At 70.5% G+C, this 12,810-nt stretch carries 10 protein-coding genes; 6 read left to right on the plus strand and 4 right to left on the minus strand.

The features are described from left to right. Positions 1 to 98: 98 nt before the first annotated feature. Entirely contained in the window at positions 99 to 5,570 is a 5,472-nt protein-coding gene (locus QMG73_RS09570) for an ATP-binding protein (RefSeq protein WP_281893849.1), read from the plus strand. Here the strand turns inward: QMG73_RS09570 and QMG73_RS09575 are convergent. Continuing rightward, entirely contained in the window at positions 5,544 to 5,900 is a 357-nt protein-coding gene (locus tag QMG73_RS09575; RefSeq protein ID WP_281893850.1) for a hypothetical protein, read from the minus strand. The two genes, QMG73_RS09570 and QMG73_RS09575, sit on opposite strands and share 27 nt — an antisense overlap. A 162-nt stretch (positions 5,901 to 6,062) precedes the next feature. Between QMG73_RS09575 and QMG73_RS09580 the strand changes: the two genes are divergently transcribed. Together QMG73_RS09580 and QMG73_RS09585 are read left to right on the plus strand one after the other, a co-directional pair. Beyond that, complete coding sequence (locus QMG73_RS09580) at positions 6,063 to 6,926, plus strand: maleylpyruvate isomerase family mycothiol-dependent enzyme (protein WP_281893851.1); 864 nt, start codon at positions 6,063 to 6,065, stop codon at positions 6,924 to 6,926. Between the two features lie 484 nt (positions 6,927 to 7,410). Next, positions 7,411 to 8,640, plus strand: a complete 1,230-nt coding sequence (locus QMG73_RS09585) for an HNH endonuclease signature motif containing protein (RefSeq protein ID WP_281894374.1) — start codon at positions 7,411 to 7,413, stop codon at positions 8,638 to 8,640. 292 nt (positions 8,641 to 8,932) lie between these two features. On the opposite strand, the gene QMG73_RS09590 is transcribed toward QMG73_RS09585, so the two are convergent. Then, positions 8,933 to 9,307, minus strand: a complete 375-nt coding sequence (locus tag QMG73_RS09590; protein WP_281893852.1) for a hypothetical protein — start codon at positions 9,305 to 9,307, stop codon at positions 8,933 to 8,935. On the opposite strand from QMG73_RS09590, the gene QMG73_RS46340 reads away from it, so the two are divergent. Next, positions 9,233 to 9,550, plus strand: coding sequence for a hypothetical protein (locus tag QMG73_RS46340; RefSeq protein WP_407676776.1), 318 nt, complete (start codon positions 9,233 to 9,235; stop codon positions 9,548 to 9,550). The two genes, QMG73_RS09590 and QMG73_RS46340, sit on opposite strands and share 75 nt — an antisense overlap. On the opposite strand, the gene QMG73_RS09595 is transcribed toward QMG73_RS46340, so the two are convergent. Further along, positions 9,474 to 10,316, minus strand: a complete 843-nt coding sequence (locus QMG73_RS09595) for a hypothetical protein (RefSeq protein WP_281893853.1) — start codon at positions 10,314 to 10,316, stop codon at positions 9,474 to 9,476. The genes QMG73_RS46340 and QMG73_RS09595 overlap by 77 nt on opposite strands. Positions 10,317 to 10,470: 154 nt before the next feature. On the opposite strand from QMG73_RS09595, the gene QMG73_RS09600 reads away from it, so the two are divergent. Continuing rightward, positions 10,471 to 11,601 carry a sensor histidine kinase gene (locus tag QMG73_RS09600; protein WP_281893854.1) on the plus strand — a complete coding sequence of 377 codons (1,131 nt, stop codon included), beginning with the start codon at positions 10,471 to 10,473 and terminating at the stop codon, positions 11,599 to 11,601. Then, a complete protein-coding gene (locus QMG73_RS09605; protein WP_281893856.1) occupies positions 11,598 to 12,248 on the plus strand; it encodes a response regulator in 651 nt (216 codons plus the stop codon). Before QMG73_RS09600 ends, QMG73_RS09605 begins: the two co-directional genes overlap by 4 nt. An 8-nt stretch (positions 12,249 to 12,256) precedes the next feature. Here QMG73_RS09605 and QMG73_RS09610 read toward each other — a convergent pair whose 3' ends face one another. After that, positions 12,257 to 12,733 (minus strand): hypothetical protein, encoded by a 477-nt coding sequence (locus QMG73_RS09610; protein ID WP_281893857.1) that lies wholly within the window; start codon positions 12,731 to 12,733, stop codon positions 12,257 to 12,259. Between the last annotated feature and the right edge of the window lie 77 nt (positions 12,734 to 12,810).

Consider the following 12,810-nt stretch of genomic DNA (forward strand, 5'->3'; position numbering starts at 1 on the left):
GGCGGTGTCGATAATTTCCTCACCGTACGGTGGCGACAAGGGTTATTGATCAGGACCCCGCCGCGTCACATCCGAGTACAACCTTGGAGGCCTGCTCCGTGTTCAGCCGCATCGCCATCGTCAACCGGGGTGAGGCCGCGATGCGGCTCATCCATGCCGTCCGCGAGCTGAACGCCGAGACCGGTGGCGCGCCCATCGAGACTATCGCGCTGTACACCGACGGCGAGCGCGCCGCCACCTTCGTCCGCGAGGCCGACGACAGCTACTGCCTCGGCCCCGCCTCCGCCCGCCCGTACCTTGACCACGCGGTCCTGGCCCGGGCGCTGGCCGAGACGCGCGCGGACGCCGCGTGGGTGGGTTGGGGGTTCGTCGCCGAAGACCCGGCCTTCGCCGAGCTGTGCGAGAAGAACGGTGTGACCTTCATCGGTCCCAGCGCCGACGCGATGCGCAAGCTCGGCGACAAGATCGGCGCGAAGCTGATCGCCGAGGAGGTCGGCGTGCCGGTCGCGCCGTGGAGCCGCGGCGCCGTCGACGACCTCGACGCGGCTCAGCGCGCCGCGGACGAGATCGGCTACCCGCTGATGCTCAAGGCGACCGCGGGCGGCGGCGGGCGGGGCATCCGGGTCGTGCGGAGCGCGGCGGAGCTCGCCGACGCGTACGAGCGCACCAGCCTGGAGGCGCAGCGCGCGTTCGGCAGCGGCGTCGTGTTCCTGGAGCGCCTGGTCACGGGCGCCAGGCACGTCGAGGTCCAGGTGATCGCGGACGGTCAGGGCACGGCGTGGGCTCTGGGGGTACGCGACTGCTCGATCCAGCGTCGCAACCAGAAGGTCATCGAGGAGTCCGCCTCACCGGTACTCGCACCGGAGCAGGTCCAGGAGCTGAAGGCGGCCGCCGAACGGCTGGCCCTGGCCGTCGACTACAAGGGCGCCGGCACGGTCGAGTTCCTGTACCACCCGGGCGAGCGCCTGTTCGCCTTCCTGGAGGTCAACACGCGCCTGCAGGTCGAGCACCCGATCACCGAGATCACCACCGACGTCGACCTGGTCAAGGCGCAGTTGCACGTGGCGTCGGGCGGGCGGCTCGGTGACGGTACGCCGGCCGAGGTCGGGCACGCCGTCGAGGCGCGGCTCAACGCCGAAGACCCCGACCGCGACTTCGCACCCGCACCCGGCAAGATCGTGCGCCTGGTACTGCCCAGCGGCCCCGGCATCCGGGTCGACACCGGCGTCGGCCAGGGCGACGTGATCCCGGCCGACTTCGACTCGATGATCGCCAAGATCATCGCGTACGGCCGCACCCGCGACGAGGCACTCGGCCGCCTGCGCCGCGCCGTCGCCGAGACCACCGTCATCATCGAGGGCGGCGCGACGAACAAGAGCTTCCTGCTCGACCTGCTGAGCGAACCCGCGGTGATCGACGCGACCGCCGACACCGGGTGGATCGACCGGATCCGCGAGCAGGGCGGCCTGGTCGCCACCAAGCACTCCGGCGTCGCGCTCGCCGCCGCCGCGATCGAGGCGTACGAGGACGAGGCGTTCGTCGAGCGCCAACGGCTGCTGTCGACCGCGCACGGCGGACGCCCGCAGGTGCAGCACGAGAGCGGCCGCCCGATCGACCTCAAGCTGCGCGGCGGGACCTATCAGGTACGCGTCGCCCAGGTCGGGCCGCACCGGTTCCGCATCGGGATCGGGCAGTCCTCCACTGTGGACGCCGAGCTCGACAGGTTCGACGAGCACACCGGCCAGCTGCTGATGCACGGCCAGCGGTTCCGGCTGGTCACCGACACGCACGGGCCGATCCACCTCGTCGAGGTCGACGGCATCACGCACCGCGTCGGGCGCGACGAGGGCGGCGTGGTCCGCTCCCCCGCGCCGGCCCTGGTCGTCGCGACCCCGATCCAGGTGGGCGACCAGGTCGAGGCCGGCGCGCCCGTGCTCGTACTGGAGAGCATGAAGATGGAGACCGTGCTGCGCGCACCGGTCAAGGCGCTGGTGCGCGAGTGCCTGGTCTCCGTCGGCAGCCAGGTGGCCACCGGCGCGCCGCTGCTGCGCCTGGAGCCGATCGGTGACGCGAGCGAGGTCGAGGCCGCCCAGACGCAGACCGTCGACCTGAGCCTGCCACCCGCGCCGGCCGACCAGTCCGCCGAGCAGCGGGTGGCGCGCGGCATCGCCGACCTGCGCAGCCTGCTGCTGGGGTACGACGTCGACCCGGCCGACGACGGCCGGGTGCTCGCGGACTACCTGGCCGCGCGCGCCGAGCTGGGCCGGCGCCCGCTCGACGAGGAGGTCGGGCTGCTGCAGGTGTTCGCCGATCTGGCCGAGCTGACCCGCAACCGTCCCGCCGGCGCGGAGACCAAGGCCGACAACCGGGTGCACAGCCCTCGCGAGTACCTCCACGCGTACCTGCAGAGCCTCGACGTCGACCGGGCCGCGCTGCCCGACACCTTCCGCACGCGGCTCGCCCGCGCCCTCGCCCACTACGGCGTCGACGACTTCGAGCGCACGCCCGCCCTCGAAGAGGCCGTCTTCCGCATCTACCTCGCGCAGCAGCGCGCCGCCTCGGACGCGTCGATCATCGTCACGCTGCTGCGGGAGTGGCTCGCCGAACCGCCACCGGCCACCAGCCTGCGCGAGACGGTCGGGCAGGCGCTGGAGCACCTCGTCTTCGCCACCCAGCTGCGGTACCCGGCCGTCGGCGACCTGGCCCGCAGCGTGGTCTTCCGCTGGGCCGCCCAGCCGTTGCTGCGCCGCAAGCGCGCCGAGGTGTACTCGAACGTGCGCGGCCACCTGCGCCACCTCGACGAAAACCCCACCGCGGCCGACCGTGCCGAACGGATCGCGACCATGGTCGCCTCGCCGGAGCCGCTGGTCCGCCTGATCGGCCAGCGCATCGGCCGGCCCGGCGTCGACCACGGACCGATGCTGGAGGTGCTCAGCCGCCGCTACTACGGCTACCGGGGCACCACCAACGCCCGCTGCGTCGAGGTCGACGGGCACTCGCTGTTCACCGCGGAGTACAACCGCGATGGCGAAAGGTTCCGGCTCATCGCGGCGGCCGCGCACATCAACGAGCTGCCGGCCGCACTGGCACAGGTCGCCGGTCTGTCCACTGCGGACGGTGTCGCTGACCTGTATCTGACGTGGCCGCACCAGCCCGACCCCGACACGATGGCCGCGACCCTGCACGAGAACCTCGACCAGGCCGGGCTCCTGACGGTACTGGCGCGGGTCACGATCTCGGTCGCCGGGCCCACCGGCACCGCGATACACCATCACTTCACGTTCCGCGCGGGCGTCGGCGAGGACCGGCTCATCCGCGGGCTGCACCCGCTCATCGCCCAGCGTCTACAGTTGCCGCGCCTGCGCGACTTCACCCTGACCCGCGTGCCGTCGGCCGACGAAGAGGTGTACGTCTTCAACTGCGTCGCACCGGACAACCCGGCCGACGAGCGGCTCGCCGCGATGGCCCAGGTACGCGACCTGACGCCGCTGCGCGACAGCGAAGGGCGCATCCTCGCGCTGCCCGCCATCGAGGGCGCCCTGGCCGCCTGCCTCGACGCGATCCGCGCCGCGCGGGCGCGACGCCCCAGCGAAAAGCGGTTCGACACCAACCGGATCACCATCTACGTCTGGCCGCTGAACGAGCTCAGCATCGAAGACCTGAACTCCGTCCTGCAACGACTGTTGCCGATGACCGCGGGCGCCGGCCTGGAAGAGGTACTGTTCCTCGGCCGGCAGCGCGACCGGGCCACCGGCAAACTCGTCGACATCGCGGTGCGGATCTCCTACGACGCCGGCGTGCGCGTGTCGATCACCGAACCGACCGACGAGGCGATCCAGCCGCTCGACGACTACCGCCAGAAGGTACTTGTCGCGCGCCGCCGCGGCGCCACCTACCCGTACGAGCTGACCGGGATGCTCGCCGGCTCGGGCGGCAGCTTCGTCGAACACGACCTGGCCGACGACGGCACGCTCGTGCCGGTACAGCGGCCCAAGGGCCAGAACCGGGCCGGCATCGTCGTGGGCGTGGTGAGCACCCCGACCGAACGCCACCCCGAGGGTGTCACCCGAGTGGTACTGCTCGGCGACCCCACCAAGTCGCTGGGCGCGCTCGCCGAGCCGGAGTGCGCGCGCGTGATCGCCGCACTCGACCTGGCCGAGAAGATGGGCGTACCGGTCGACTGGTTCGCCCTGTCGTCCGGCGCCCGCATCTCCATGACCTCCGGCACCGAGAACATGGACTGGGTCGCCGCCGCGCTCAAGCGGATCGTCGAGTTCACACAGGACGGCGGCGAAATCAACATCGTGGTCGCGGGAATCACCGTCGGCGCCCAGCCGTACTGGAACGCCGAAGCCACCATGCTCATGCATACCAAGGGCATCCTCGTGATGACACCGGACTCGGCGATGGTGCTCACCGGCAAGCAGTCGCTGGACTTCTCCGGTGGTGTGTCCGCTGAGGACAACTACGGGATCGGCGGCTACGACCGGGTGATGGGCCCCAACGGCCAGGCCCAGTACTGGGCACCGGACCTGCGCGCCGCCTGCGACCTGTTGCTGGCACACTACAACCACACGTACATCGCCCGCGGCGAGAGCCAACCACGCCGAGCGGCCACCACCGACCCGATCGACCGCGACGTACGCGACTTCCCGCACGCGGCACCCGATAGCGACTTCACGACCGTCGGCGAGATCTTCTCCAAGGAGCGCAACCCCGACCGCAAGAAGCCATTCGACATCCGGGCCGTGATGCGCGCCGTTGCCGACCAGGACCACCCGATCCTGGAACGCTGGGCCGGCATGGCCGACGCCGACACCGCGGTCGTGCAAGACGTCCACCTCGGCGGCTTCCCCGTGTGCCTGGTCGGCGTCGAGTCCCGATCGGTGCCCCGGCGCGGCTTCCCGCCCACCGACGGCCCCGACACGTACACCGCGGGCACCCTGTTCCCGCGCTCGTCGGCGAAGGTCGCCCGCGCCATCAACGCCGCCAGCGGCAACCGCCCCCTGGTCGTACTGGCCAACCTCTCCGGATTCGACGGCTCGCCCGAGTCGATGCGCCTGCTACAACTGGAGTACGGCGCCGAGATCGGCCGGGCGATCGTCAACTTCCGCGGCCCGATCGTGTTCTGCGTCATCTCGCGCTATCACGGCGGCGCCTTCGTGGTCTTCTCCAAGGCGCTCAACAAGTCCATGACCGTCCTCGCGGTGGAGGGCTCGTTCGCCTCCGTCATCGGCGGGGCGCCCGCCGCCGCGGTAGTGTTCGCCGGCGAGGTCAAGACCCGCACGGCAAAGGACCCGCGCGTAGCCGACCTGGAGACCCGCGCCGGCGCGGCCACCGGCGGCGAACGCGCCGCCCTCGTCCAGCGCCTCCAAGAGGTACGCGCCAGCGTGCGGGCCGAGAAACTCGGCGAGGTGGCCGCCGAATTCGACTCCGTACACAGCATCCAGCGCGCGGTCGAGGTCGGCTCCGTCGACGCCATCATCCGCTCCGAGCAACTCCGCCCGGAGATCATCGCCGCGATCGAGCGCGGCCTGGCCGCCTCACCTCGGGAGCACGGGCTTGGGTGAAACGCCCGGCGGCAGGGACGAGATCTCGTACCAGGCGTCCGTGAGGATGGCACCGCCCGCGCACTCATGCGTGGACCTCGCTCCGACGAGGACCCACGGACCCTTGCGCGGATTGCTGACCGGGTCCCTGCCGGGCGGGAAGATCGTGCACTCGACCACCACCCGCACCGACCCTTTGCCGGACGTGCACCATGCCTCCGCCTTGTCCCCGGGCAGTTCGGTATTCACATGGCAACCGGTGGGCGCGGCGCGTGCGGCGATGACATGGCCCAGGACGCCGGTCGCGACGATGGAGGCGCCCACCAGCAGCCTCGAAACGCTCTTTCTCATCGGCCCTCCACGCGGCTGGCGACCGGGAGCCTCCCGGCCCGTGCGTGTCGCGGCAAGTCTCGGTGCCGCTGTTCATCGAAACCGCACAGATCCGTCCCCGCGCCGCGATCCTGCTGTGTGGGCGGGGCGGCGCCCGCGTGCGTCGAGCACTAACCTGACTTGATGATCTACGCTGGCCTACCCACGATCGAGTCCGCTCACCCCTGGACCGGCGACGAGCCGCTCCGCCGCACGGGTGACCGGGGCGTGCTCGTCGACTCCGCCGGTGAGCCGCTCGCCATCGTCGAGGTCACCGACGAGACCGGCACCGCGGCCGACCGGCTCCGGACAGTGTCGCTCATTCCGGGCGCGACCGAGGTCGCCACGGCGTTCCGCGCCGAAGCCGCCGCGCTCAGCAAGGCACTGCGCGCGATACCGGACGAAGGCTGGGAAGCGCCGACATGCTGTCCACCATGGACTGTCAGGGACGAGTTCGCGCACACGGCCGTGGCGGTGTCCCGGACACTGGAAATGCTCGCCGAGCCCGCACCACCCGGTCCACCCGTCACCACCGCCGAATACTTCGTCGCGGACCAGCGCTTCGATAAGGCGGTTAACGCCGCACGGGTGGACAGCGCCCAGGAGTTCGCCGCCAGCCAGTCGACCGGCGCGCTGCTCGACTGGTACGACCAGCAATGGCAGGCCATCTCCACCGCCGTCGACGACATACCCGGCGACCGCCTGGTCATCACCCGCCACGGCGACCCGATGCGGCTCACCGACTTCCAAGTCACCCGCGTCTTCGAACTCGCCGTCCACGGCATCGACCTCGCCGACGCCCTCGGCACGCACCCGTGGCTGACCCCCGAAGCAGCCTCCATCGTGGACGGATTCCTGCTCGGCACGCGCGCACCGCAGGCCCGCGAAACACTCGACACCGACAACGCCGGCCTGATCCGCCACGCCACCGGCCGCACCCCGCTGACCGCCACCGACCGCGCCAACCTCGACCGACTCGGCCTCACCTGGCTGACACTGTCACCGTAAAGCTTCCAGTTCAGGATAAGAGCGAATTCCCGGGCTCCCGCGACGTCCGCCGCGGTCCAGGCCCGCTGCTCCCGCGGCCTCACCCCGCGCGACACACAACCAACCAACCCGCGACGTCCGCCCCCGCACCGCGCGAACCCCGCACCGCGCACGCCCCGCACCGCGCGGACCCCGGCACCGCGCGCACCGCGCGGACCCCATCACCGCGCGCACCGCGCGGACCCCGTCACCGCGCGCACCGCGCGGCGCGCCCCCCGCGCCGTCGATCAAGGGCGAATGCACGTGGTTGGATCTCTTTTCCGCGTGCATTTGCCCTCGATCGATGCGGATCTCCTTGATCGACGGCCGGGGCACATCGCCGCGGAAACAGCCCCCAGCCCAACCAAGCAGGCCAACTTTTTCGTCGACCGGCGTGTCGGCCGGCGTGTCGCCTGGCGGGGCAACGATCACCGCACAAACGTACGAGAATCAATGCGTGCGGGAAATGTTGGAGCAGCTCAGGGAGATCGCCGGCCACTGCGCCGGCACCCCGGTCTGGTCGCTGTCCAACCCCGACCTCGTCGACGCCCTCCACACCGCCCACGACGCGCAGCAGATGCTCGCCGCCGTCAAACTCCACCTCATCCGCGAAATCCAAGGCCGCAACCTGCCCATCGCCCAAGAGGCCGCCAACACCGCCGCCTGGCTCCGCGAACGCCTCCACATCAGCATCCACACCGCCCGACGCACCGTCGACCTGGCCCAGGCGTTGGATAGGCGGCCGGTGCTGGACACGGCACTATCGAGCGGCACTATCAACATGGAACAGGCCCACATCGTCGCCAAGACCGTCCACGATCTCGCCGACGAAGCGGCGGCGGATATGGTGGACTTGGCCGAGAAAGCCCTAATCGCAGAGTTCGCCGACTGGGAACCAGCCATCCTCCGCAAAGCCGCACAACGGATCCTCGCGCACGTGGCACCAGAAGTGGCCGACGAAGCCGACCGACGCGCCGCCGAACGAGACGAGAAACGCGCCCAACGGACACGGGCGTTCACGCTGACCAACAACGGCGACGGCCGCTTCCGGGTCACCGGCTGGCTCGACGCCGAGGCCGCCGCGATCGTCAACGCCGCCCTCGACCCGCTGTGCAAGCCCGACCTGGAACGCACACCCGCCCAACGCCGCGCCGACGCACTCGTCGAGGTATGCCGGCTGGCCCTACGCACCGAGCAGCTACCGGACAACGGCGGAGACCGGCCACAAGTTGCCGTCACCGTGCCGTACGACGTCGCGCGTAAAGAACTGGGCGTCGGGCAGCTCGACACCGGCGAACGACTCACCGCCGAGCAGGTGCGACGACTCGCCTGCGACGCCCACATCCTGCCCATCGTCCTCGGTGGGCAGGGACAGATCCTCGACGTCGGACAGCAACGACGCCTGTTCACCGGACCACTACGACGGGCGCTGGTCGTACGGGATGGTGGATGTGCCTTCCCCGGATGCGACCGACCACCGCAGTGGTGCGACGGCCACCACATTCGACACTGGACAGACGGCGGTGACACCGCCCTGCACAACGGCGTCCTGTTGTGCGGATACCATCACCGGCTCATCCACCGCGGAGAGTGGGAGGTGCGGATGGCCGACGACGGCCGGCCAGAGTTCATTCCACCACCCTATGTGGACAGCGAGCGGCGACCCCGGCGCAACATCTACCACAGGCGGACATAGTCCCGTCCCCCTCTGCAAATCACCGCGCGCGACCGGCCGCCGCACCAATCTGGCTGCCCGTGCGATGGTGCGCTGCCCCACGCAGGAGGACCGCCCGAGTGCGACTACCGTCCCAACGCGAGCACCGTCGGGCTGTGACCATCGCACGTACGACTGCGCTGGTTGACAGGCGCGGTGAAACGCGATCGCTGCCCCGACCCAGATCGGCTGGACGCCCGCCCGGCAGCGGCCCAGGTACTTCACCAGGGTCGCCGCCCGGAGCCCGAAAGCCGCCGCGTCGCCGGCCTCGTCCTCACGTACGCCCGGCGGCGTAGCGTCGACGAGGCAGTCGCTCCACGACGCCCTCGACGTCGTCGAAACCACCCACAGCAGCGGCGCCACGTAGGAGGACCGTGACCACCGCCGACGACCCGAAACAGCAGGTCCGCGAACGGATCTGGGCCGTGGTGGAACGCCACCAGCAGACCAGATCGCCTCTCACCAAGCCTTCGCCGCCTTCGCCGCCTTCGCCCCAACCGTCGCGATCGACGACATGCCGGCCATCGACCTCGTGATCTGCGGCAGCGTCGCGGTCAACGCCCAGATAGCCCGCATGGGTAAAGGCGCCGGCTACTCCGATATCGAACTCGAAGCCGGACTCAGCACCGCCGAGACCACCATCGTGCACGAGCTACAAGTCATCGTCGGACCGCGGCCCGAAACCGAGCACGACTTCCGCGTGACGCGATCGTCACAGCCGCGCGAATCATCCCATGCGCTGAGGCGAGACGGCCCGCAGGCGTGCTCTGGAATCAGCTCGACGAGAAGAAGATCGCCGCCAATCCAGAAGGGGGTCACGCACGGAGTCTCATCGGCGAAGCGGGTTTCACATCATGCCGGCGCCACCACGGCGTACGGCCCCAGGGCTTGACGACCGACAGGATGGTCGCGGCCCACAGTGCGGCGGTGAAGGCACCCAGGCAGGCGACCAGCGCGACACCCGTGGCACCGGGCTGGCCGGCCGGGTCGGCGGTGCGCAGGGCCAGTTCGTCGGCGAGCGCGCTTTCGACGGTGCCGGCGACGAGTGGGATGCTCACGGAGATGGCAAACTTTGCCAGTACCCACCAGTGTTTGACCAGACCCCACTTGGTTCTCAACGATATGACGAGTCCGGTGGTGATAGACAGTGCCATCGACGGGATCGCCACGGCCAGGTCGATGACGTGTAGCAGTTCGTAGGCGCCGTGCCGCATCGCGTGGGAGTCCGCGGTCCAGCCGATGATGGCGAGCACGGTCATTGTCAGGGCGACGCCGAGCCAGCCTACGCTGAACCCGACGTGTGCGGTCAGCCAGATCCGGCGTGCCCGCTGTGACAGGTGCGGGAATCGCGGCCGGCACTGGGCGAGAATCACCAGCGAGGCGATGATTCCCAGCAGCGCGACCGGTTCGGCGATGCCGAACAGGAACTGCGCCGGTGCCATGACCAGATGCAGCCGTATCGCCAGCCGGCGGCCGCCCTCATCCCAGCGCACGGCGGCGAGCACCGACATGACCGTCGCGAGGCTGTAGCCGACAACGCCCATGTCGCGGAAGACCGTGGATCCGGTGCCGGTCAGGAAGAGCCCGGCGTTCAGGGTCGCGAAGGCGGCGAAGGCCCACTGGAGCGGGCGAGCGAGGCTGCGGGGTCCGGGATCCATGCCCCGACGCTAGGTTCGACAGTACCGGCGAAGCATCCAGCGATGTGCTTTCAGCAGCACGACCAACGTCGACCGGCGCGGGCGCGGGGTGCGCCTTTCGATTGCATCCTTCGACGGGCGCGCCAGCGTCCGGAGCACGCCTACACTCGCGGGCATGGTGCGCTCGATCCGCGCCCTCGACGTGGTGCTGGCGGCTGTCTGTGTCGCCGCGGGCGTGTGGCGAGACCTGCAGTCGGGGCTGTTCGACGGCTCCCCCGTCGCCGGCCAGCGGGCGCCGCTGGTGGTCACCGCGGCGCTCGGCGTCGCGACCGGGCTGGCGGTGTTTGTGCGCCGTAGGCAACCCCTGCCGTTGTACGCCGGCGCGATGCTGTGCTGGCTCGTCGCGGGCGCGTGGCCGGCGCTGCCGATCGCGCAGTACGCGGTCGGCGCGCACGTCCGCTCGGCTCGGCGGCGGTTGCTGCTTGTGGTCGGGATGCTGGCCGCCGTGGGTGGGCCGTTGTGGCTCGCGTACGGCGCCGACGCCAGCCTGCCGATCAGCCTCGCGGTGTGCATCCTGCCGCCGTTCGCCGGCATGTACCTGACCTCGCGGCGCGAGCTCGAGGCTAGCCTGCGCGAACGGGCCGAGCACAACGAACGCGAGCAGCGGCTGCGCATCGACCAGGCACGTGCCCAGGAACGGGCGCAGATCGCCCGCGACATGCACGACGTCGTCACGCACCGGGTATCGCTCATGGTGTTGCACGCCACCGCGCTGGAGTCGTCGAAAGGACGAGACGCGGAGCAGATCGCCGGGCAGATCCAGATCATCGGCAGGACCGCGCTGGAGGAGCTGCGCACGCTCGTGGGGGTCCTGCGTGACGGTGCCGCGGCGCCGCTGCGGCCACAGCCGGGAATCGCCGACCTGGCCGAGCTCGTGGCCGATTCTCGCACTCTCGGGATGTCGGTCGAGTTGACGGTCGATCCCGGCGTGCGGGCGCCGTCCCTTGTGGAGCACGCGGTGTACCGGGTCGTCCAAGAAGCACTGACCAATGTGCACAGACACGCGCGGGACGCGCGGACGGCCGTCGTGGTGGCCTCCGGCAGCGACGGCATCCGCCTGGTCGTCCGCAACAGCGCCGGCGCCGCGACCGTCCCGGCCTCCGCCGGCGGGCACGGTCTCATGGGGATCGGTGAGCGGGTACGCCTCGTCGGCGGCACCCTGACCACGCGCCGGCTGCCGGACGGCGGTTTCGAGGTGGCCGCCCGCATTCCGGTGGCGGCAACGGCTCGGGAGGAGTTCGAGTGATCCGGTTGCTGGTCGTCGACGACGAGTGGATGGTCCGGGCGATGCTGCGAACCATCATGTCGGCGTACGAGGACATCGAGGTCGTCGGCGAGGCCGAAGACGGCGACCAGGCGCTGCGGGAGGTGCGAGCCCACCGTCCGGACGTGGTGCTGATGGACATCCGGATGCCGCGCGCCGACGGCCTCGGCGCCGTCGCCGCGCTCGCCCGCTTCCCGGACCCGCCGAAGGTGGTTGTCCTGACCACGTTCGACCTGGACGAGTACGTCGAGCGGGCGCTGCGGCACGGCGCGGTCGGGTTCCTGCTCAAGGACGCCACCGCGGAACAGATGGCCGCCGCGGTGCGCAGCGCCGCCGCCGGCGACGCGATGCTGTCGCCGCGGGTCACCCGCCGGCTGCTGCACCGGTTCGCGGAGCCGAGCAGCCCGAGGCGCCACGACGCGCTGCGTCGTATCGAGATCCTTACCGACAAGGAACGGGAGGTGCTCGCCGCGGTGGGCGAGGGCCTACCCAACGGTGACATCGGCAAGAGGCTGCACCTCAGCGAGGCCACCGTGAAAAGCCATGTGAGCCGGGTACTGGCCAAACTGCAACTGACGAACCGCGTGCAGGCGGCGATCCTGGCCCACCACGCCGGCCTCGTTTCCTGACCGTCCCTTTAGAACGGTGTGACGCCGAAGCGAACCGCCCGGGCGGAGACCGGCCCGCGCCCGGTCTCGTTTCCGTCGATGTCGAGCCCTCGCCACGTACCGGCACTGGTCAACGTGTCACCATCCACTGTGGCCTCGTGCTTCGCCTGGACCTCCCCGTTGTACCGGTGCGGAAGGCCCTTGAGGTCGTCCGGGAGCACCTGCCACAGCGCGAACCGCACGCGGTGCCGCCCGAGCGCCTCCCACCGGCCGGTCGCGATGTGGATGCCCTCGGCGAACGACAGGAAGAACCCGCTCGGCAGGAACGTGAACAGCGCGACCTCGTCCTCGTGCGGCAGCGTCACCACGCCCCGCCAGGTGCCCACCACCGGATGGTGAGCGCCCGAGGCGAGCGCCGGATCCGCGGTGCCCAACACCGCTCCAAAAGCCAATGCGCCGGCGGCGTTTCGCAGGACGCGCCTGCGGTCGACATCGTCATCGGTCATGACAGCGACGCTATGAGTCCGTGGCGCTCGACACATCGCGCGGAAGGCGCCAGCGGTAACAACCAACGTCGCTCCGT

The sequence above is a fragment of the Phytohabitans aurantiacus genome, assembly GCF_027923225.1.
Taxonomy (GTDB): Bacteria; Actinomycetota; Actinomycetes; order Mycobacteriales; family Micromonosporaceae; genus Phytohabitans; species Phytohabitans aurantiacus.

Bases quoted from the DNA above. Each gene is read 5' to 3' on its own strand.
- QMG73_RS09575 (WP_281893850.1), bottom strand. From the start codon at position 5,900: ATGAGAAAGAGCGTTTCGAGGCTGCTGGTGGGCGCCTCCATCGTCGCG.
- QMG73_RS09580 (WP_281893851.1), top strand. From the start codon at position 6,063: ATGATCTACGCTGGCCTACCCACGATCGAGTCCGCTCACCCCTGGACC.
- QMG73_RS09585 (WP_281894374.1), top strand. From the start codon at position 7,411: ATGTTGGAGCAGCTCAGGGAGATCGCCGGCCACTGCGCCGGCACCCCG.
- QMG73_RS46340 (WP_407676776.1), top strand. From the start codon at position 9,233: ATGGGTAAAGGCGCCGGCTACTCCGATATCGAACTCGAAGCCGGACTC.
- QMG73_RS09595 (WP_281893853.1), bottom strand. From the start codon at position 10,316: ATGGATCCCGGACCCCGCAGCCTCGCTCGCCCGCTCCAGTGGGCCTTC.
- QMG73_RS09600 (WP_281893854.1), top strand. From the start codon at position 10,471: ATGGTGCGCTCGATCCGCGCCCTCGACGTGGTGCTGGCGGCTGTCTGT.
- QMG73_RS09610 (WP_281893857.1), bottom strand. From the start codon at position 12,733: ATGACCGATGACGATGTCGACCGCAGGCGCGTCCTGCGAAACGCCGCC.